The 21,344-nt window shown below is 66.2% G+C and carries 18 protein-coding genes; 17 read left to right on the top strand and 1 reads right to left on the bottom strand.

Going from position 1 to position 21,344, the window contains the following annotated elements; translation table 11 throughout:
* The first annotated feature begins 12 nt into the window (after window positions 1–12).
* From AC3WLX_RS16800 to AC3WLX_RS16760, 9 genes are all read left to right on the top strand, one after another.
* Window positions 13–1,053, top strand: coding sequence for an ABC transporter ATP-binding protein (locus AC3WLX_RS16800; RefSeq protein WP_492336780.1), 1,041 nt, complete (start codon window positions 13–15; stop codon window positions 1,051–1,053).
* Window positions 1,050–1,925 carry an ABC transporter permease gene (locus AC3WLX_RS16795; RefSeq protein WP_492336779.1) on the top strand — a complete coding sequence of 292 codons (876 nt, stop codon included), beginning with the start codon at window positions 1,050–1,052 and terminating at the stop codon, window positions 1,923–1,925. The genes AC3WLX_RS16800 and AC3WLX_RS16795 overlap by 4 nt, the downstream gene beginning before the upstream one ends.
* Complete coding sequence (locus AC3WLX_RS16790; RefSeq protein ID WP_492336778.1) at window positions 1,922–2,728, top strand: ABC transporter permease; 807 nt, start codon at window positions 1,922–1,924, stop codon at window positions 2,726–2,728. The genes AC3WLX_RS16795 and AC3WLX_RS16790 overlap by 4 nt, the downstream gene beginning before the upstream one ends.
* 8 nt (window positions 2,729–2,736) lie before the next feature.
* Window positions 2,737–3,873, top strand: coding sequence for an NAD(P)/FAD-dependent oxidoreductase (locus tag AC3WLX_RS16785; protein ID WP_492336777.1), 1,137 nt, complete (start codon window positions 2,737–2,739; stop codon window positions 3,871–3,873).
* Window positions 3,874–3,901: 28 nt separating this feature from the next.
* Window positions 3,902–4,198 carry a (2Fe-2S)-binding protein gene (locus tag AC3WLX_RS16780; protein WP_492336776.1) on the top strand — a complete coding sequence of 99 codons (297 nt, stop codon included), beginning with the start codon at window positions 3,902–3,904 and terminating at the stop codon, window positions 4,196–4,198.
* The gene (locus tag AC3WLX_RS16775; RefSeq protein WP_492336775.1) at window positions 4,195–5,613 is read left to right on the top strand and encodes an FAD/NAD(P)-dependent oxidoreductase; all 1,419 of its coding nucleotides are present in this window, start codon (window positions 4,195–4,197) and stop codon (window positions 5,611–5,613) included. The genes AC3WLX_RS16780 and AC3WLX_RS16775 overlap by 4 nt, the downstream gene beginning before the upstream one ends.
* Window positions 5,610–6,731, top strand: a complete 1,122-nt coding sequence (locus tag AC3WLX_RS16770) for an NAD(P)/FAD-dependent oxidoreductase (RefSeq protein WP_492336774.1) — start codon at window positions 5,610–5,612, stop codon at window positions 6,729–6,731. The genes AC3WLX_RS16775 and AC3WLX_RS16770 overlap by 4 nt, the downstream gene beginning before the upstream one ends.
* A gap of 15 nt (window positions 6,732–6,746) precedes the next feature.
* Entirely contained in the window at window positions 6,747–7,094 is a 348-nt protein-coding gene (locus AC3WLX_RS16765; protein ID WP_061880884.1) for a RidA family protein, read from the top strand.
* A 171-nt stretch (window positions 7,095–7,265) separates the two neighbouring features.
* The gene (locus tag AC3WLX_RS16760; protein WP_492336773.1) at window positions 7,266–8,855 is read left to right on the top strand and encodes an ABC-F family ATP-binding cassette domain-containing protein; all 1,590 of its coding nucleotides are present in this window, start codon (window positions 7,266–7,268) and stop codon (window positions 8,853–8,855) included.
* 174 nt (window positions 8,856–9,029) lie between these two features.
* On the opposite strand, the gene AC3WLX_RS16755 is transcribed toward AC3WLX_RS16760, so the two are convergent.
* A complete protein-coding gene (locus AC3WLX_RS16755) occupies window positions 9,030–10,358 on the bottom strand; it encodes a dicarboxylate/amino acid:cation symporter (protein WP_492336772.1) in 1,329 nt (442 codons plus the stop codon).
* 433 nt (window positions 10,359–10,791) lie between these two features.
* On the opposite strand from AC3WLX_RS16755, the gene AC3WLX_RS16750 reads away from it, so the two are divergent.
* The 8 genes from AC3WLX_RS16750 to AC3WLX_RS16715 all read left to right on the top strand — a co-directional run bounded on the left by AC3WLX_RS16750 (window position 10,792) and on the right by AC3WLX_RS16715 (window position 21,306).
* On the top strand, window positions 10,792–11,628 hold the full coding sequence (locus tag AC3WLX_RS16750) for an SDR family oxidoreductase (protein ID WP_492336771.1): 837 nt from the start codon (window positions 10,792–10,794) through the stop codon (window positions 11,626–11,628).
* Window positions 11,629–11,757: 129 nt separating this feature from the next.
* Window positions 11,758–13,557: a cation:proton antiporter domain-containing protein gene (locus AC3WLX_RS16745; RefSeq protein WP_492336770.1), complete on the top strand. Its 1,800-nt coding sequence runs from the start codon at window positions 11,758–11,760 to the stop codon at window positions 13,555–13,557.
* A gap of 61 nt (window positions 13,558–13,618) precedes the next feature.
* Window positions 13,619–14,446, top strand: coding sequence for an NAD-dependent protein deacetylase (locus AC3WLX_RS16740; RefSeq protein WP_492336769.1), 828 nt, complete (start codon window positions 13,619–13,621; stop codon window positions 14,444–14,446).
* A 141-nt stretch (window positions 14,447–14,587) separates the two neighbouring features.
* Window positions 14,588–16,672 carry a hydantoinase/oxoprolinase family protein gene (locus AC3WLX_RS16735; RefSeq protein ID WP_492336768.1) on the top strand — a complete coding sequence of 695 codons (2,085 nt, stop codon included), beginning with the start codon at window positions 14,588–14,590 and terminating at the stop codon, window positions 16,670–16,672.
* 2 nt (window positions 16,673–16,674) lie between these two features.
* Window positions 16,675–18,333, top strand: coding sequence for a hydantoinase B/oxoprolinase family protein (locus AC3WLX_RS16730; protein ID WP_291622200.1), 1,659 nt, complete (start codon window positions 16,675–16,677; stop codon window positions 18,331–18,333).
* Between the two features lie 34 nt (window positions 18,334–18,367).
* A complete protein-coding gene (locus AC3WLX_RS16725; RefSeq protein WP_492336767.1) occupies window positions 18,368–19,366 on the top strand; it encodes a TRAP transporter substrate-binding protein in 999 nt (332 codons plus the stop codon).
* A gap of 10 nt (window positions 19,367–19,376) precedes the next feature.
* Window positions 19,377–19,970, top strand: a complete 594-nt coding sequence (locus AC3WLX_RS16720; protein WP_492336766.1) for a TRAP transporter small permease subunit — start codon at window positions 19,377–19,379, stop codon at window positions 19,968–19,970.
* A gap of 31 nt (window positions 19,971–20,001) precedes the next feature.
* Window positions 20,002–21,306: a TRAP transporter large permease gene (locus AC3WLX_RS16715; protein WP_492336765.1), complete on the top strand. Its 1,305-nt coding sequence runs from the start codon at window positions 20,002–20,004 to the stop codon at window positions 21,304–21,306.
* The last annotated feature ends 38 nt before the right edge of the window (window positions 21,307–21,344 follow it).

Below are 21,344 nucleotides of genomic sequence, written 5' to 3'. Positions count from 1 at the left end.
GGAGACAGCGTCATGGCCTATCTCGAGCTCGATCGGGTCGCAAAAGAGTTCGGCGCGCAGACTGTGGTCGAAGACTTCAGCCTGTCGGTGGGGAAGGGGGAGTTCATCTCCTTTCTCGGCCCGTCCGGCTGCGGCAAGACCACGACATTGCAGATGATCGCGGGCTTCCTCGATCCCACGCGCGGCGCCATTCGCCTCGAGGGCAAGGACCTGACCGCGGTTCATCCGGCCAAGCGTGGCCTCGGCATCGTGTTCCAGAGCTACGCGCTGTTTCCGCACATGACCGCGGCGGAAAACGTCGCCTTTGGCCTCGAGATGCGCAGCGTGCCACGCGCTGAAAGGTCAGAGCGCGTCCGCGCCGCGCTCGCGATGGTGGGCCTCGCGGGCTTTGAGGACCGTCATCCGCGCCGCATGTCCGGCGGCCAGCAGCAACGCGTGGCACTGGCGCGCGCGTTGGTGATCAAGCCGAGCGTGCTGCTGCTCGACGAGCCGCTGTCCAACCTCGATGCGAAACTGCGCGAAGAGATGCAGATCGAGCTACGCCAGATCCAGCGCACCATCGGCACCACCACGATCCTGGTCACCCACGACCAGAACGAGGCGATGTCGCTGTCCGACCGCATCGTGGTGATGAGCCAGGGCAAGATCGAGCAGATCGGCACGCCGCAGGAGACTTATGAAAGGCCGGCCTCGGCCTTCGTCTCGCAATTCCTCGGCAAGACCAACGACTTTGCCGGAACAATCGACCGGACCGTCGCGCCGACGCAGTTGGTAGCCGGCTCCTGGCGCGCACCGGCGCCGGCCGGGCTCGGCGGTCCCGTCACCGTCAGCATTCGCCCGGAGAGAATCGGCTTTGGCGGGACAGGGCTCAGCGCAAAGATCATCACGCGCATCTTCCAGGGCAATCACTGGCTGTTCCAGTGCGAGAGCGAATGCGGACCGGCGATCGTGATCCGCCAGAACGACGGCAAGGCGCAGCCGGCCGAAGGCGACGCGGTCCGGCTCACCTGGCGGCCCGAGGACATGAGCGTCCGCGCGAGGGCTGGCGCATGAGCGCGGCCGCGGAGGAGGGCAGTGCGCGTACGCCGTGGGCGCTGACGGCGCCTGCATTGATGCTGTTCGTCGGCGTGCTGCTGATTCCGCTGGCGATGACGGTGATGCTGTCGTTCCACGATTGGGGCCAGTACAAGGGCATCGAGCCGGTCTTCATCCTCAAGAACTGGCACGAGATCGCGACCGACCCCTATTACGCGGAGATGTTCTGGCGGACCTTCCGCATCGCGATCCTGACGACGCTGCTCACGGCACTGTTAGGAGCGCCCGAAGCCTACATCCTCAACCGCATGAGCGGCCGCTGGAAGAGCTTTTTCCTGCTCGTCATCCTCGGACCGCTCTTGATCTCCGTCGTCGCGCGCACGCTCGGCTGGGCGCTGCTATTCGGCGGTAACAACGGCCTCGTCAACAAACTGCTGATGTCGCTCGGCGTGATGCGCTCGCCCATTCCCTTCATGTTCACGGAAACCGGCATGGTGGTCGCGCTCGCGCACGTGATGATGCCGTTCATGGTGCTGTCGGTGTGGGCCGCACTCCAGCGCCTCGATCCGCAGATCGAGAACGCCGCGATGTCGCTCGGTGCCGGCCCCATGACGATCATCCGCCGCATCATCATGCCCCAGATCATGCCGGGCGTGCTGTCGGGCGCCATCATCGTGTTCTCGCTGTCGGCCAGCGCCTTCGCGACGCCCGCGATCATCGGCGGCCGCCGGCTCAAGGTCGCCGCGACACTCGCCTATGACGAATTCCTCAACACGCTGAACTGGCCGCTCGGCGCCGCCGTGGCAACGCTGCTGCTGGCCGCCCTTGTGCTGATCGTCGTCGGCAGCAACGCGCTGATCGAGCGCCGCTATGCGGAGGTGTTCCGATGAGACGGAACGGCCCACTGGCGCTGATCTTCCACGCCATCTTCGTCATCGTCATGGTGGCGCCGATTTTGGTGGTCTGCCTCGTCGCGTTCACGCCTGAAGGATATCTGTCGCTGCCGACCAACGGCTTCTCGCTGCGCTGGTTCAGGACCATCGCGAACTATCCCGAGTTCATACACGCCTTCTGGGTCAGCCTCGGCCTCGGCGCGCTGTCCTCGCTGGTGGCGCTGCTGTTCGCCGTGCCCGCCGCGCTCGCGCTCGCGCGCTACCGCTTCCGCGGCCGCGACGCGCTGGCGGCGCTGTTCCTGTCGCCGCTGATGATCCCGCACGTCGTGCTCGGCATCGCGTTCCTGCGCTTCTTCACCTCGGCGGGGCTGGGCGGCAGCTTTGCCGCGCTGATCATCGCGCATGTCATCATCGTGTTTCCGTTCGCGCTGCGGCTGACGCTGGCGGCCGCGACCGGCATGGACCGCACGGTCGAGATGGCGGCGGTCTCGCTCGGCGCCGGCGGCTGGACGCTGTTCCGCCGCGTGACCCTGCCGCTGATCCTGCCCGGCGTCATCAGCGGCTGGGCGCTCGCCTTCATCCAGTCCTTTGACGATCTCACCATGACCGTCTTCCTTGCCGCGCCTGGTACCGAAACGCTGCCGGTGCGCATGTTCCTCTACATCCAGGACAACATCGATCCGCTGGTGACGTCGGTCTCGGCCTGCGTGATCGCGATCACCATGGCCGCCCTCATTCTGCTCGACCGCTTCTACGGGCTCGACCGCGTGCTCGCCGGCAAGGGCGATACGGGGCGATAGGAGAATCTATGCGTACGGATTACGACGTCGCCGTCGTCGGCGGCGGACTGCTCGGCTCCGCCATTGCCTGGGGCCTCGGCCGGCTCGGCAAGACGGTCGCGGTGCTCGACGAAGGCGACATCACCAAGCGCGCCTCGCGCGCGAACTTTGCGCTGGTCTGGGTGCAGAGCAAGGGGCTCGGGATGCCCGCCTATACGGTGTGGACCGTGCGGGCGGCGGAAACGTGGAGCCGGCTCGCCTCGGAGCTGAAGCAGCAGACCGGGCTGGACGTTTGCCTCCAGCAGAATGGCGGCTTTCATCTCACGCTCGGCGAAGACGAATTCGGCCAGCGCACCGAGCTGGTCAAGCGCATGCACAACCAGGCAGGCGCCGCCGACTACAAGATGGAGATGCTGCCCGCATCCGAGGTGAAGAAGTCGCTTCCGCTGATCGGCCCTGAGGTCTCCGGCGGCAGCTATTGTCCTCTTGATGGACATGTGAACTCGCTGCGTACGTTCCGCGCGTTCCATACCGGCTTCAAGGCGTTCGGGATCGACTACCTTCCGGAGCGGCCGGTCTCGGCGATCAGCAAGAGCGGCGGTGAATTTCGCTTGGCCACGCCGAAGGGCGAGCTGCGTGCCGCCAAGATCGTGCTCGCCGCCGGCAACGCCAACCAGACGCTGGCGCCGATGGTCGGCCTCCATGCGCCGATGGGGCCGACCCGCGGCCAGATCGTGGTGACCGAGCGCACCGTGCCGTTCCTGCCGCATCCGCTGACCACGATCCGCCAGACCGACGAGGGCACGGTGATGATCGGCGACAGCAAGGAGGACGAGCTGGACGACCGCACCCTGAAGCACTCGATCAGCGCTGTCATGACCGATCGCGCCCAGCGCATGTTCCCGCATCTGTCGCGGCTCAACGTGGTCAGGAGCTGGGCCGGCATCCGCGTGATGCCGCAGGACGGCTTTCCGATCTACGACCAGTCGGAGACCCATCCCGGCGCTTTCGTCGCCTGCTGCCATTCCGGCGTGACGCTCGCCTCCAACCACGCCTTCGAGATCGCGCGCATGGTGGCGCAGGGCGCGCTCGAGCCGGAGGTGGTCGGCGCGTTCTCCGCCAGCCGTTTTGGCGGCGCGGGTGCCGCGAACAGCAGCGGCTATTAGAGATTCCAAAGGAGCCAAGAGGCATCCCATGTTCAAGAGATCCGAGCAGGACAAGCGTCCACCGGTGCAGATCTTCGTCGACGGCGTCGCCGTCGCAGCGCGCCACGGCGACACCGTCTCCGCCGCGCTGCTGGCCTCCGGCGTCGACGCACGGCGCTCGACGGCGGTGAGCGGCGCATCGCGCCTGCCCTATTGCATGATGGGCGTGTGCTTCGACTGCCTCGTCACCATCGACGGCGTCGGCAACCGCCAGGGCTGCCTCGTGCCCGTCGCCGAGGGCATGCAGATCGAAATCCAGAAGGGCAAGCGGGAGATCGGAAAATGACTGTGGCTCCCAAGCGCGAAGATTATGACGTCGTGGTGATCGGCGCGGGGCCTGCCGGCCTTGCTGCTGCCGCAACATCCGCCGACGCCGGCCTGTCGACGCTGCTGCTCGACGAGAACATCGGTCCCGGCGGCCAGGTGTTCCGCGCGATCTCTTCGACGCCGGTGACCGACCGCAATCGGCTCGGCGCCGATTATTGGGTCGGAGCCGATCTCGTGAGATCGCTCGGGGCGAGCAACGCGGAGGTCATCCATCGCGCGACGGTCTGGAGTCTCGACCGCAATCTCGACATCGCCGTGTCGGTCGGTGGCGCGTCCGCCTTCGTCAAGGCCAAGCGCGTGATTCTGGCGACCGGCGCGCTGGAGCGGCCGTTCCCGATCCCCGGTTGGACGCTCCCGGGCGTGATGACGGCCGGTGCGGCGCAGACCATGCTGAAATCGTCGGCGCTGGTGCCCGACGGACCCACGGTGATCGCGGGGCAGGGGCCGCTGCTCTGGCTGCTCGCCGCGCAGATCCTCCGCCTCGGAGGCCGCATCGACCGCATCCTGGACACCACCGGACGAGGCAATTATTTCGCGGCGTTGCCGCACGCTTTCGCCTTCCTCACCTCGCCCTATTTCGCCAAGGGCATCGCGATGATGCGCGAGGTGAAGGCGAAGGTGCGGGTCGTCTCCGGCGTGACGGAGCTTGCCGCGTCCGGTGACGGTCAGCTCGCCGGCGTTAGCTATGTTGCGGGCGGCAAGCGCGAGACCATTCCCGCCGATCTGTTGCTGCTGCATCAGGGTGTCGTGCCCAACGTCAACCTGGCAATGGCGGCCGGCGTCGAGCATCGTTGGGATGATCTGCAACTGTGCTGGTCGCCGGTGCTTGATGCGAGCGGAAACTCGTCGGTTGCAGGCATCGCGATCGCCGGCGACGGCGCGGGGATCGGCGGTGCGAACGCCGCCGTGGTGCGTGGCCGTATCGCGGCGCGTGCCGCGGTCGAAGCGCTGGCCCCGATGGCTGCCGCGAAGCTCGCACCGATGGCGCAGCTCCGCGCCGACCTCGCCAAGGCCGAACGCGGTCGCGTCTTCCTCGACACGCTGTTCCGGCCCGCGCCGCAGTTCCGGATACCCACAGGCGACACCATCGTCTGCCGCTGCGAGGAGGTCACCGCAAAGGACGTTCTCGATTCCGTCGAGATCGGCGCGACCGGGCCGAACCAGCTCAAGGCCTACCGCCGCACCGGCATGGGCCCGTGCCAGGGTCGCCTCTGCGGCCTCACCGTCACCGAGCTGATGGCGCAGGCGCGCGGCAAGAGTCCGCAGGAGATCGGCTATTACCGGCTGCGCGCGCCGGTGAAGCCGATCACGCTTGCGGAGCTCGCGGCCGTTCCGAAGAGCGAGGCCGACGTCAAGGCGGTGGTGCGCGGGTGACCCGGATCGTGGATGCAATCGTCATTGGCGGCGGCATCCACGGATGCTCGACCACGCTGCATCTGTGTCTCGCCGGCTTGAAGCCGGTGCTGATCGAGAAGGACTATGCCGGCCGTCACGCCTCCGGCGTCAATGCCGGTGGCGTCCGTCAGCTCGCGCGGCATATCCCGGAGATCCCGTTGTCGATCCGCTCGATGGGCATCTGGGAGAAGATCACGGATCTCCTCGACGACGATTGCAGCTTCGAGAGCTACGGCCAGGTGCTGGTTGCCGAGAATGAGGACGAGCTCGCGGTCTGCCGCGCGCGCGTTGCCGAGCTCAATGCGCTGGGCTTCACCCATGAAGAGCTGATCGACGCGACTGAACTGCGGCGCCTCGTGCCGGCCGTCGCCGAAGCCTGTCCCGGCGGTGTGGTCTCGCGCCGCGATGGCGCGGCTAATCCGGCGCAGACGACGACGGCGTTCCGCCGCAAGGCCGAGCAGCTGGGCGCCATTGTGCGCGAGGGCGTGGCCGCCTGCAACATCCGTCATAAAGACGGCCTCTGGCGCGTCGATGCCGGCCCCGAGAGCTTTGCCGCGCCGGTGCTGGTCAATGCGGCGGGCGCCTGGGCCGGCAGGATCGCCGCCGACCTCGGCGAGCCCGTGCCAGTCGAGACCGTGGCGCCGATGCTGATGATCACCTCGCGCGTGCCGCACTTCATCGATCCCGTCGTGATCCTGCGCGGGCGAAAGCTCTCCTTCAAGCAATTCAACAACGGCACGGTGCTGATCGGCGGCGGACATCTGGCGACGCCCGATCAGGATCGCAACGAGACGGTGCTGGACTGGAAGAGCCTTGCGACCAGCGCGCAGACCGTGTTCGAGCTGTTTCCGGTGATGCGCAGCGCCACCATCGTCCGCGCCTGGGCCGGCATCGAGGCCAGGATGAAGGACGATTTGCCGGTGTTCGGGCCGAGCAGCCGTCACGAGGGTCTCTATCACCAGTTCGGCTTTTCGCTGCACGGTTTCCAGCTCGGCCCCGGCGCCGGCGCCGTCATGGCGGAGCTGATCGTCAATGGCGGCACCCAGACCCGGATCAGCGGTCTCGGCATCGACCGCTTCCATCCTTCCATGCTCTAGCAACAAAAGGACATCATGAGCATCACCCGCAGCATCCGCACGCCCATCATGCACCGCGCCGTCGAGGCCAATGGCTTCGTCTTCCTTGGTGGCACCATTGCCGACGACACCTCGGTCTCGATGGGCGAGCAGACCCGCAACATCCTCGGCAAGATCGCCGGTTATCTGAAGGAAGCGGGAACGGACAAGTCCCGCGTCGTGAGCGCCTCGATCTTCGTCACCGATCTCTCCAGGAAGAAGGAGATGGATGCGGCCTGGACCGAGTTCTTCGGCGACAATCTGCCGACCCGCGCCACCGTCGGCGTCGCCGATCTCGGCGGCGGCGCGCTGATCGAGGTGGTGGTGACCGCTTTGAAGGGTTGATGGCGCACGGCGACGGAGGACGACGGCGCCTCCTGCGCTGTCGTCCTCCGCGCGCCCGCCTTGATCTTGCCCTTCGATGGGACTACTTGGAGAGCTCCTCAATCAGGATACGTGCCGCCATGGATATGACCCCGACCGCAAAGCCCACCTGCCTTGCTCACGGGGAATTCCATGCCTGCCTCGATCATTCTGTCGAACCTGTCGCTGTCCACGCCTGACGGCCGCTCTCTTCTCTCCAACATCGATCTGACATTCGCGGCCGAGCGGACCGGCCTGGTCGGCCGCAACGGCGTCGGGAAAACGACGTTGCTTGCGTCGATCCTGGGGGAGCATGTGCCCCAATCAGGGCGCGTTCTGATCAACGGCACCATCGGCTTGTTGCGGCAGGATGTGCAGGTGCTCGCCGGCGCGACCGTAGCCGACCTGTTCGGCGTGCGCCGGGCGCTGGAGCTGCTTCGCCGTGCAGAGCGAGGCGATGCCTCGGCCGATGAGATCGCTGCGATTGACTGGACGCTCGAGACGCGGCTCGAGACCGCGCTGGCCCGCCTCGGGTTCGATCCGTCTCCCGACACGGAGCTGTCTTGCCTGTCCGGCGGCCAGATCACGCGGCTTCGACTCGCCGCACTGATCTTCGCCGCGCCCGACTTCCTGCTCCTGGACGAGCCCACCAACAATCTCGATCGGGACGCACGCAAGGCGGTGACTGATCTGCTCGCCACCTGGCGTGGCGGGGCGATCGTCGTCAGCCACGACCGGGGCTTGCTGGAGACGATGGATGCGATCGTCGAGCTGACGTCGCTGGGAGCCATGCGATACGGCGGCAATTGGAGCCGGTACCGCGCGCAGAAGGCCGTCGAGCTTGCGGCCGCCAGGCATGATCTCGCCCATGCCGAAAGGCGCCTGTCGGAGATTGACGGCAAGGCGCAAGAGGCCGCGGAAAGGAAAGCGCGCAGGGACGGCGGCGGCAGGAAGAAGCGCGCCAAGGGCGACATGCCGCGCATCCTGGCCGGAGCACGCAAGGATCGCAGTGAGGACAGCGGTGGCAGGAGCGCGCAAATCGCCGAGCGGCGGCGCGCAGAGGCCATCGATGCTGCGGACACGGCGCGCCGGCGTATCGAGATTGTTCAGCCATTGTCGGTCGGGTTGCCGGCGACCGGCCTGCCGGCGGGCAGGGAAGTGCTCTGGCTCGACGGCGTCAGTGCGGGCTATCGGCCGGAGCGGCCGGTCTTCCGCGATCTATCGCTCGCGATCGTCGGTCCGGAGCGCGTCGCGCTGGGCGGCCCGAACGGCTCTGGCAAGACGACGCTGCTGAAATTGATCGCGGGCGAGCTGCGCCCGCTCTCCGGCATCGTGCGGGTCAGGCCGGACTTCGCGCTGTTCGACCAGAAGGTCAGCCTGCTCGATCCCGCGACCTCCATCCTGAACAATTTTGGCCGTCTCAATCCGAAGGCGGGAGCGAATGAATGCCATGCCGCGCTGGCGCGGTTCATGTTTCGCGCCGATGCTGCCTTGCAGATCGTCGGAAGCCTGAGCGGCGGGCAGTTGTTTCGTGCAGGCCTTGCCTGTGTGCTTGGCGGGGTGACTCCGCCATCCCTGCTGATCCTCGACGAGCCGACCAACCATCTGGACCTCGAGTCCATCGAAGCCGTCGAGGCCGGCCTGAAGGCCTATGACGGCGCGCTGCTTGTCGTCAGTCATGACGAGGCATTCCTGCAGGCAATCGGGATCACGCGGCAGCTCGATCTCCCCCGGCGGACGTGAGTCGAAAGGCACATCGTTCGAATAGCAAAAGCTCGACGCCCAGCCCCAGCGTGTCGGGTAGACAAGAATGAGTATGAATCCGTGATCGCAGTGCCGCTGCTGTGACGCTTATCCCCTGATTTTTCCACTCCGGGAAACTGCCGCGTCAGAAATTGAACTTCGCCTGCCTTCGATCTACCCGCCACCGCCCGGCTCCAGCGCCTCGCCCATCTCCAACGGATGGGCCATGGTCTCGTGCAGGGCTTCACGGTTGAGCTCGCCTTCGGAGATGCTGATGACGACGCAGGCGACGCCGTTGCCGATCAGATTGGTCAGCGCGCGGCACTCGCTCATAAACTTGTCGATGCCGACCAGGATCGCGATCGACTGGATCGGAATGTCAGGTACGATCGAGAGCGTTGCCGCGAGCGTGATGAAGCCGGCGCCGGTGACGCCCGAGGCGCCCTTCGAGGTGATCATGGCGATGCCCAGAATGCCGAGCTCCTGCCAGATGGTCAGATGCGTGTTGGTTGCCTGCGCCAGGAACAAGGTCGCCAGCGTCATGTAGATGTTGGTGCCGTCGAGATTGAAGCTGTACCCCGTCGGAATGACGAGGCCGACGACCGAGCGCGAGGCGCCGAGATGCTCCATTTTCTGGATCATCTGCGGCAGCACCGTCTCGGAGGAGGACGTGCCGAGCACGATCAGCAGCTCGTCCTTGATGTAGGCGATGAAGCGCAGGATCGAGAAGCCGGCGAGGCGAGCGATCGCACCCAGCACGACCAGCACGAACAGGATGCTGGTGAGATAGAACGTGCCGATCAGCGCCGCGAGGTTGAGCAGCGAGCCGAGGCCGTAGGCGCCGACGGTGAACGCCATCGCGCCGAAGGCGCCGATCGGCGCGACGCGCACGATGATGCGGATGATGCCGAAGAACATCTTCGCGGCCGTGTCGATCGCATTCGCAATGGGCTCGCCTGCCTTGCCGAGGAAGGCGATGGCGAAGCCGGAGAGGATCGAGATCAGCAGTACCTGCAACAGGTCGCCGCGCGCGATCGCGCCCAGATAGCTGTCGGGGATGATCGCCATCAGATGGGCGACGATGCCGTCTTCGTGGGCCTTGCTGACGTATGAAGCCACCGATTTCGGATCGATGGTGGCTGGATCGATGTTGAAGCCGCGTCCGGGCTGCAGCACCTCGCCGACCAGAAGGCCGACCGCGAGCGCGACGGTCGACACCGTCTCGAAATAGATCAGCGACTTCAGCCCGACCCGGCCGACGCGCTTGAGATCGCCCATCGAGGAGATGCCGTGCACCACGGTGCAGAAGATCACCGGCGCGATCATCATCTTGATCAACGCGATGAAGCCGTCGCCGAGCGGCTTCAAGGCCTTGCCGAGATCGGGATAGAAATAGCCGATGAGCACGCCGACTGCGATCGCGATCAGCACCTGGACGTAGAGGATCTTGTACCAGGGCTGGTGCCGGCGGTGAATGGCTGGCTGGATCGCGATTTGTGTCATAGAGTGTGCCCCGAAACGCATTGATCATGCATGATCTGAATCATGCATGACTTGCATCATGTGATGGCCGCCGCTGAAGCGACAATCACATTTTTGTCTGTTTGCACGAAGATCGCTCGCTAAGCCGCATGCGCGCTTGTTGTCGATCGCGGCCACCACGGTGACGGCCGGCGGCGGCAGGCTCTGGATGGGGCAGGCTCGCGGCCGTTCCGATAATCGGAGTGCCTGCCTTTGCAGCCCAGGCATGCGGCGCCGCCGGCCGATCCTCAACGACCGGCGGATGTGTCGAGTGCCTTGTGACCGGCCTCGCCTTGGCCGATCGATTCCTCCCAGCTACCGGCCGCACCGGGTCCAGGAATGCGCGTAGCGTATGCACAACCGGGTGGAATAAAACGCCGGTTCCATCCATGATGATGCATCCCGGAGAGAACATATGCCGCAAACAGAACGCTCGACCTCCTTTTCCTCGCGCCTCGTCGGCCAATACGCGCTGGTGACCGGTGCTTCGCAAGGGATTGGCCGCGCCGTCGCCGTCCGGCTCGCCCAGGAAGGCGCGACGGTCGCCGTCAATTATTTCGGCAGCGCCGAGGGGGCCGAGGAGACGCTCGCGCTGGCGCTGGCGGCATCGAGCGACCGTGGCCATGGCAAGCCCGACCATGTCATCGTCAAGGCCGATGTCGGCAACGAGCAGGACATCGCCGCGATGTTCGAGACGATCCTGGCGCGCTGGAAGCGCCTCGACTGTCTCGTCAACAATGCCGGCTTTCAGCGGGAATCGCCGAGCGAAGCCCTGGACATCGAGACCTATCGCCGGATCATCGACGTGAACCTGAACGGCGCCGTGCTCTGTGCCCAGAAGGCGCTCGCCCATTTCGTCGCGCGTGGCGGAGGCGGCAGCATCATCAACTGCTCGAGCATCCATCAAATCGTTCCGAAGCCCGGCTATCTCGCCTACTCCATCAGCAAGAGCGGCATGGCCGGCCTGACCCGCACGCTGGCGCTGGAATTCGCCGGTCGAGGTATCCGCGTCAACGCGGTCGGTCCCGGCGCGATCGACACGCCCATTAACGCGGCCTGGACCGGCGATCCCGAAAAGCGCGGTGTCGTCACCAGCCACATTCCGCTCGGCCGTGTCGGTACGCCGGAGGAGATCGCCGCCGTATTCGCCTTCCTCGCCTCCGAGGATGCGAGCTACATCACCGGGCAGACCATCTACGCCTGCGGAGGTGTGACGCTGTTTCCCGAGTTCCGGGAGAACTGGGCGAGCTGAACTTCGGCGCCGGACTCGGCGTGCGTCGCGCCGGGATGGACCAAGCGCCGGTTGGGGACTGTGGTGCCGTGTGCTATCGACCCCGGACGGAGCTGCCACTTTCGGCAGACGCCGACGCGTGACGGGCCCGTGACCACGACCATCAACATCAACGCCTATAGCGACGCGCTGGTGGTCCTTGGGACTGCCGGCGTCGTGGTGCCCATCGTACGCCATTGGGGCATCAATCCGGTGCTGGGCTATCTCGGTGCCGGCGCCATTCTCGGTCCGCTTGGGCTCGGCTCGCTCGTGCAGCAACTGCCATTCCTGTACTGGTTCACGGTGACGGACGCGCACAACGTCGAGGGGATCGCCAATCTCGGCATCGTCTTCCTGCTGTTCCTGATCGGGCTCGAATTGTCTTTCCGGCGGCTCGTCACGATGCGGCGCCTGGTGTTCGGGCTTGGCGGCCTGCAGGTGGTGACGACGTCCGCCTTGATATTCGGCGCGGCGCTTCTGTCGGGGCAAGACTCCGATGCCGCGGTCATCCTCGGCGCGAGCCTTGCGCTCTCCTCGACGGCGATCGTGCTCGAGCTTCTCTCCAGCGAGAGGCGGCTTGCGACAACGGCCGGGCGCGCCAGCTTCTCGGTGCTGCTGGCGCAGGATCTTGCGGTCGTCCCGATTCTCGTCTTCGTCTCGGTGCTCGGCGCAGACAGCGGCGGCTCGGTCGTGGCGCACGTCTCCAGTGCCATCCTGAAGGCGGTCATGGCAGTCGTTGCCCTGATTCTGATCGGGCGGCTGTTGATGCGTCCGCTTTTCCAGATGGTCGCGGGCACCCATTCGACGGAGTTGTTCGTCGCGGCGACCCTGTTCGTCATCGTCGGCGCGGGGCTCGCGGCCCACCAGGCGGGCCTGTCGATGGCGCTCGGCGCCTTCGTTGCGGGACTGATGCTGGCGGAAACCGAATATGGCAAAGCCATCGAGGCCACCGTCGAGCCGTTCAAGGGCCTGCTGCTGGGTATCTTCTTCTTCACCGTCGGGATGGCCATCGACGTCCGCGTGTTTCTGCGCGAGCCCGGCTGGCTGCTGGCCGCCGTCGTCGGCATTCTCGTCGGCAAGGCGATCGTGCTCATCATCCTGGGTCGCCTCTTCAGGCTCTCATGGCCGGCGGCAATCGAGATCGGCTTCCTGCTGGGCCCCGTCGGCGAATTCGCCTTCGTCAGCATCGGAATGGCCGCGGCCGGGGGCATGATCGAACCCGGCGTGTCGGGCTTTGCGGTGGCCGTCACCGCCGTGACGATGGCGTTGACACCGCTTCTGGGCATGCTCGGGCGCCGATTGGCCGCCAAGCTGAGCAGCGAACGCACACCAGATCCCGAACTCGCGGCTCGGCCGCCCGGCGACCGGGCACAAGCCATCGTCGTCGGCTATGGCCGTGTTGGCAAGGTGGTCTGCTCGCTGCTGACCGGCCATGGCCTGAATTACATCGCGGTCGATCACGAGGCCGTCGGCGTGGCGCGCGACCGCCGCGACGGTCACAAGGTTTATTTCGGCGATGCGACGGAGCTGGGCTTCCTCGAAGCTTGCGGCCTGATGCAAACGACCGGCGTGATCATCACCATCCAGTCGCGGCCGGCGATCGATGCGATCGTCGAGCGGATCCGGGCGGTGCGTCCAGATGTGCTGATCGTGTCGCGCGCGCGGGACGCCGATCATGCCCGCCACCTCTACGCGATCGGGGCAACCGATGCGGTGCCGGAAACCATCGAGGCGAGCCTGCAGCTCTCGGAAGCAGCGCTGGTCGGTCTCGGCGTTGCGGTCGGGCATGCGATCGCCTCGGTGCACGCGAAGCGGGACGAGTTCCGGCTGACGCTGCAGCAGGCCGCGCGGAGCGCGGGACAAGAGCAAGCTCGTCCGCTCGATCGCACGGGACGGCGGTCTCCGCGCTAGGCATGCGCCGGCGATTGTCGTCATCTGGCAAAACGGGCCGGCGCGAACTACATCATGCGCCATGACGAACGTCCCTCTCCCTCCAGCAAGACCTCCGCTCGAAGAGTTCATCGGCCGGCACGAACGCCTGTTCGTGCTGACCGGCGCCGGCTGCAGCACCAACTCAGGGATTCCCGATTATCGCGACAGTCACGGCAACTGGAAACGGACCCAGCCGGTCAATTTCCAGGCGTTCATGTCGGACGAGCAGACGCGCCGGCGCTATTGGGCGCGCAGCCTGATCGGCTGGCGGCGGTTCGGCCAGGCGCGGCCGAACGATGCGCATCACGCGTTGGCCCGGCTCGAGACGAACGGGCGGTGCGGGATGTTGCTGACTCAGAACGTCGACCGGCTGCATCAGTCGGCCGGCCACCGGCAGGTGATCGACCTGCATGGCCGGCTCGATCTGGTCCGCTGCATGGGCTGCGGGGCGAAGATGCCCCGCGAGGCGTTTCAGCACGAGCTTGGCCGCGCCAATGCGCAGTGGCTGACGCTCGATGCCGCCGATGCGCCCGACGGCGATGCCGATCTGGAGCACGAGGATTTTTCCTCCTTCGAGGTGCCCTCATGCGAAGCCTGCGGCGGCATCCTCAAGCCCGACGTCGTGTTCTTCGGCGAGAACGTGCCGCGCGACGTGGTGGCGACGGCGAAGGATCACCTGGCGCAGGCCGATGCCATGCTGGTCGTCGGTTCGTCCTTGATGGTCTATTCCGGCTTCCGTTTCGTGCAGGCGGCTGCGCAGCGCAACATTCCGATCGCCGCCGTCAATCTCGGACGCACCCGCGCCGACGATCTCCTGGCGCTGAAAGTCGAGGAGCGCTGCGAAACGGCGCTTGCATTCCTGCTCTGATCGCGCCGGCGGCGAACACGCCTTGCCTATTGCATAGGTGCCGCGCAAAATAGCCGGGCACAGCGCTGCAGGCATGCCTCATGGCACGGGAATTGCTGCGCTTTTGGACCCAGTCTTGACGATCAGCACGGAGAATTTGGAATGCTTGAGGGAGCCGAGGTACGGCTTGCCGTCGATATCGGTGGCACGTTCACCGACATCGTGCTGGACGTGGGGCAGGACCGCAAAACCCGCAAGGTGCTGACGACGCCGCAGCGGCCCGAGCAGGCCGTGCTCGACGGCATGCGCCTCATTCTCACGGACGCGCGTGCTCATATCAGCGACATCGATGTCTTCATTCACGGCACGACGCTCGCGACCAACGCCATCATCGAGCGCCGGGGCGCCAAGACGGCCCTGATCGCGACCGAAGGCTTTCGCGACGTGCTCGATATCGGCACCGAAAGCCGTTACGACCAATATGATCTCGGCATCGACAAGCCGAAGCCGCTTGCGCCCCGCGCCCTCCGCTTCACCGTGCCCGAGCGCATCGACGCGCACGGCGCCGTTCGCCTCCCCCTGGACGAAGCCTCTGTGCGCGCGCTCGCGCCGAAATTGCGCGAGCTCGGTGTCGAGAGCGTCGCCATCGCCTTCCTGCATTCCTATGCCAATCCAGAGCACGAGCGCCGCGCGGCCACGATCATCAGCGAGGAGATGCCTGGCATCTCGGTGACGGCGTCGTCGGCCGTGTGTCCGGAGATCCGTGAATACGAGCGCACCTCGACGGCGGTTGCGAATGCCTATGTGCAGCCGCTGATCGATGGCTATCTCGCCCGCATGGCCGATGCCTTGCAGGTCGAGCAGTTTCGCGGCGCCATCTACCTCGTCACGTCAGGCGGCGGCGTCACCTCGATCGAGACCGCGCGTCGCTTTCCGGTGCGCCTCGTCGAATCCGGTCCCGCCGGCGGCGCGATCTTCGCGGCCCAGATCGCAGCGCGGCTCGGCGAGAGCAAGGTGCTGTCCTTCGACATGGGCGGCACCACGGCAAAGATCTGCCTCATCGAAAAATACCAGCCCGAGACCTCGCGCGTGTTCGAGGTCGATCGCGCCGCGCGCTTCCTGAAGGGCTCCGGCCTGCCGGTGCGCATTCCCGTGATCGAGATGGTCGAGATCGGCGCCGGCGGCGGCTCGATCGCCCATGTCGACGCCATGAAGCGCGTCACCGTCGGCCCGGAGAGCGCCTCGTCGGAACCTGGGCCTGCCTGCTATGGCCGTGGCGGCCAGCGTCCCGCGGTGACGGATGCGGACGTCGCGCTCGGCATGATCGATCCCGACGCATTCGCGGCCGGCACCATCAAGCTCGATCCGGAGCTGTCGAAGCAAGCCCTGCTCCGCGACGTCGGCGTGCCGCTCGGCCTGTCCGCGGAAACCGCGGCCTATGCCGTGCACGAGGTCGTCTGCGAGAACATGGCGAGCGCGGCGCGCGTGCATGCGGTCGAGCGCGGTGCCGTGGTCGGCCAGCACACGCTGATCGCGTTCGGCGGCGCTGCGCCGCTGCATGCGGCGCGCGTTGCCGAGAAGATCGGCGTCTCCCGCGTGATCGTGCCCTCGAATGCCGGCGTCGGCTCGGCGGTCGGATTCCTGGCAGCGCCCATCGCCTACGAGCTGGTGCGCAGCCGTCACGTCCGGCTCGATGATTTCGACACCGCGGCGGTCTCCGACTTGCTTCAGGAGATGGCGACCGAAGCGCGCGCGCTGGTCGAGCCTGGAGCCGCCGGCGCACCGGTGCGCGAGCGCCGCGCGGCTTTCATGCGCTATGTCGGGCAGGGCCACGAGATCTCGGTCGAGCTGCCGAACCGTCCGCTGACGACGGCCGATCTCGCTGGTCTGCGCCAGCAGTTCGAGGCCGATTATTCAGCGATGTTCGAGCGTCCGATCCCCGGCGCTGCGATCGAAGTGCTGAGCTGGTCGGTGCTCGCCACCACCGAGGCGCGCAATCCGCCCGCCGTCGCTTCCGTGGCGCGTAAGCCGGCTGGACAGGCCGTCGGTAGCCGCAAATTCTTCGACGGCCGCGCCGGCGAGGTGATCGAAATCCCGCTCTATCGCCGCGAGGACATGGCGCCGGGGGCCACCATTGCCGGCCCTGCCGTAATCGCGGAGGACGAGACCTCCACCTTCGTCTCCAACAGTTTTGATGCCCACATAGATGGTGCCGGCAGCATCGTCATGGAACGAAAGGCGGCCTGATCATGAGCAAGGCAAATGGCGCGAGCCTGATCGACCTCCAGATCATGTGGCACCGGCTGATCGCCGTGGTCGAGGAGCAGGCGCAAGTGCTGCTGCGCACCGCATTCAGCCCGATCGTGCGCGAATGCGGAGACCTCTCCGCCGGCGTGTTCGACCTCAAGGGACGCATGCTGGCGCAGGCGGTGACCGGCACGCCCGGCCACGTCAACTCGATGGCGGAATCGGTCAAGCACTTCATCGACCATTTCCCGATCGAGACGATGAAGCAGGGCGACGCCTACATCACCAACGATCCCTGGATGGGCACCGGCCACCTCAACGACTTCGTCGTCACCACGCCGTGCTTCAAGGACGGCAAGGTCGTAGCGCTGTTCTCCTGCACCAGCCACCTCATGGACATCGGCGGCATCGGCTTCGGGCCCGATGCCACCGACGTGTTCATGGAGGGGCTCTACATCCCCATGCTGAAGCTGATCGACCAGGGCGTCGTCAACGAGACGCTGATGGCGATGATCCGCACCAACACGCGGCTGCCGATCGACACCGAAGGCGACACCTATTCGCTCGCCGGCTGCAACGACGTCGGCTGCGAGCGCCTGGTCGAGATGATGAGCGAGTTCGGCATCGACACGCTCGACGAGCTCGGCGACTACATCTGCGACCGCTCGCGCGAGGCGGTGCTGGCCGAGATCGCCAAGCTGCCGAAGGGCAGCTGGCGCAACACCATGGTCGTCGACGGCTATGATGCGCCGGTGACGCTGGCGGCGACGCTGACGATCTCGGATACCGGCATTCACGTCGATTTCGAGGGGACGTCCGCCGCCTCGAAGTTCGGCATCAACGTGCCGCTGTCCTATACCACCGCCTACACCGTTTTCGGCCTCGGCTGCGTCGTCGCCTCGCAGATCCCGAACAATGCCGGCTCGCTCTCGCCGCTGACGGTGTCGGCGCCAGCGGGCGCGATCCTCAATGCGCCGAAGCCCGCGCCGGTCGCCTCGCGCCACATCATCGGCCAGATGCTGCCCGACGTGGTGTTCGGCTGCCTGCGCCAGATCATTCCCGAGCGCGTCCCGGCCGAAGGCACCTCGTGCCTGTGGAATCTCAACGTCCGCGGACAGACGCGTAGCGGCGTCGGCGGCAATTACGGGTTCTCGATGGCGGTGACCTCCAATGGCGGTACCGGCGCGCGTTTCGGCAAGGACGGGCTCTCGGCCACAGCCTACCCCAGCGGCGTGCGCGGTACGCCGGTCGAGATCGCGGAGACGCAGACGCCGCTGATCTTCTGGCGCAAGGAACTGCGTCCAGATTCCGGCGGGGCAGGGCGCACCCGCGGCGGTCTCGGCCAGATCATCGAGGTCGGCAGCGGCGTCGATGCTCCGTTCGACATTCTCGCCGCGTTCGATCGCATCGATCATCCGCCGCGCGGACGCGATGGCGGCCGGGACGGCGAGGCCGGCTATGTCGGGCTCAAGTCCGGCAAGAAACTGCGCGGCAAGGGCTTTCAGCAGGTGCCGCCGGATGATCGGCTGGTGGTGCTGACGCCCGGTGGCGCCGGTATCGGAGATCCGGCGACGCGCGATCGTGCGGCCGTGAGTGACGACGTCGCGAGCGGCCTCGTGTCCTCGGAGAATGCAGTCAGGGTTTATGGGTACGCGCGTTGACGCATCGACGCGTTTGGCAAAACGGAGGGGGTTCATGATCACGCGACGTAACTTCACCGCGGGTGCAGCAACGCTGCTCGCCGCCGGCCACATCTCGACCCGCGCCCGGGCGGCGACGAACTGGGACATGTCGACCGTCTGGCCCGACGGCAATTTCCACACCCAGAACGCGATGGCCTTCGCCGAGGAGGTGAAGAAGCAGACGGGCGGTGCGGTTGCCATCACCGTGAAGGCTGGCGGTCAGCTCGGCTTCAAGGGGCCCGAGCATCTGCGCGCCGTGCGCGACGGCCTGGTGCCGCTCGCCGACGTCCTCAACATCCAGCAGGTCGGCGACGAGCCCTTCATGGGCGTCGAGAGCATCCCATTCCTCTGCGGCTCCGTGGAGGAGTTGAAGGTGCTGCACAAATACGTGCGGCCCGAATATGAGAAGATCGCCGCGCGCAACAACCAGAAGATCCTCTACATCGTGCCGTGGCCGACGCAGTACCTGCATCTGAAGGCGAAGGTCGCCGATGTCGAGGGCCTGAAGAACATCAAGATCCGCGTGCCCGACAAGAACGCCGTCGAGATGCTCAATGCGATCGGCATGGCGGCGGTGATGATCCCGTGGGGCGAGACCATTCCCGCGCTCGCCTCCGGCGCGGTGGCCGGCGTCTCCACCTCGTCGGTGTCGGGCGTCGACGGCAAGTTCTGGGAATTCCTGAAATACGTCTACCCGACCAACCACGTCTGGTCGTCGCAGATGCTCACCGTCAATCTCGACGCCTGGAAGGTGCTCAGCGCCGACCAGCAGAAGCTCGTTGCGGATATCGCGGCGAAGATGGAGCCGGGCTTCTGGGCCAATTCACTCAAGGCCGATGTCGACAGCCTCAACCGCCTCAAGGAAGGCGGCATGGAGGTGGTGCCGGTCTCGCAAGCCATGATGACGGAGATCCGGGCCAAGACCGCGCCGCAGCTCGACGCCTTCCTCAAGCGCGTGGCGGCGGCCGACAAGCCGGTGCGGGCCTATCTCGCCGAAATGAAGCGCGGCTGAGGACGATGTCGTGGTGAGCATCTCGCCCGAAGCTCCGCAGAGCCTCAATGCAGCGGCGCCCGCGCCGCTGCGCCTCGTCCTCGACGGCATCGATCGCCTCGGCCGACTCGACGGCTGGATCGGCGGCGGATGCCTGCTTGCGTTGACGCTGCTGATGCTGTGCGAGGTCGCGACCCGCTTCCTGTCGAATTTCCTGCCGTTCTTCCCGCCGAGCATCTCGATCGCGTGGGAATATTCCTCCTATCTGATGGCGGCGTCCTTCACCTTCGGCGCCGCCATGACCTTGCGCGTCGGCGGGCACATCCGCGTCGTGCTGTTGCTGAAGAACGTACCGGCGCCGGTGCAGCGCGCGCTCGAGATCTTTTCGGCGGCGGCCGGATTCGCCTTCATGGCGTTCCTGACCTCGGCCATGGCGAAGTTCGCCTGGAGCGCGTTCGTGCGCGGCCAGGTTTCGACCTCGAGCAATACGCCGCTGTGGTTTCCGCAGGCGGTCGTCACCTTCGGCATGCTGCTGCTGACGCTCCAGTTCCTGGCGCGCGCGATACAGGCCGCGCTCGGCCTGCCGTTGGAGGATCATCGCATGAAGGCCTCGCCCGTCGAATGACCGCTTTGCCCGCATCCGGATTCGAGATCGCATGACCATCGAAGTCGTCGCCCTGTTCGCGATCCTGTTCGCGCTGCTGGCGTGCGGGGTCTGGATCGGCCTCACGCTTGCGCTCACCGCGACGGTGCTGCTCGCGATGTTCCGCTCGATCCCGCTCGACAAGCTGCTGCCGCAATACGCCTGGAACATCCTGACCACGCAGGAGCTGCTGGCGCTGCCGCTGTTCATCCTGATGGGCGAACTTCTATTCCGCACCCGCCTGTCACGCTCGCTGTTCCAGGGCCTCGCGCCGTGGGCCGGCCTGCTGCCCGGCCGCCTGCTCCATGTGAACGTGATCGGCTGCACCATCTTCGCGGCGATCTCGGGCTCGTCGGCCGCCACCACGCAGGTGATCGGCCGCATGTCGCTCAACGAGCTCACGCGCCGCGGCTATTCCCGCGACATCGCGATCGGCTCGCTCGCCGGCGCCGGCACGCTCGGCTTCCTGATCCCGCCCTCCAACATCATGATCATCTACGGCGTGCTCGGCGACGTCTCGATCCTGAAGCTGTTCACGGCCGGCGTGCTGCCGGGCTTCTTGCTGGCCGCTACCTTCATGGCCTGGGTGATGCTGCACACGACTCTCAGGCCCGCGATGGTGCCCGAGACGGAAGCCAAGCTTTCGCAGGTGCCGTGGGGCGAACGTTTCGCGGCGCTGAAGGATCTCGCGCCGGCACTTTTCCTGATCGCCTGCGTGCTCGGCTCGATGTACGGCGGGCTTGCGACGCCGTCGGAGGCGGCCGCCGTCGGCGTGCTCGGCGCGGCGCTGGTCGCCTGGGCGCAGGGCGCAATGTCGCAACAGGTGATGCGCGACGTGCTGGTCGGCTCGGTCATCACCTGCTCGATGATCGCGCTGATCGTGCTGGGCGCCTCGATCCTCGGCAATGCCGCCGCGTTCCTCGGCATCCCGCAGGCGGTGGCCGCGTTCGTCAAGGGGCTCGGCCTGTCGCCCTTCATGTTGATCGTGGCGCTGATCGTCTTCTATCTCGTACTCGGCTGCTTCCTAGACGGCTTCTCGATGATCGTGATGACGCTGCCGATCGTGCTGCCGATCGTGAAGGGCGCCGGCTTCGACGAGGTCTGGTTCGGCATCTTCCTCGTGATGGCAGTCGAGATGGCGCAAATCACGCCGCCGGTCGGTTTCAATCTGTTCGTCATCCAGGGGCTGACCGACGACGGTCTCGGCTACATCGCCCGCGTGACGATGCCTTATCTGATCATCATGGTCGGCTTCGTGTTGCTGCTGACGCTCTGGCCCGGCATCGTCACAGTGCTGCCGCGAGTGCTGTACGGATAATCGACATCTCGTCGCGGGCGGTTATCGCCAGGCAGCGG

Source organism: Bradyrhizobium sp. FW305-F6, assembly GCF_058782905.1.
The sequence above is the reverse complement of the archived record's forward strand: the minus strand, read 5'-3'. Positions and strand labels throughout refer to the sequence as shown.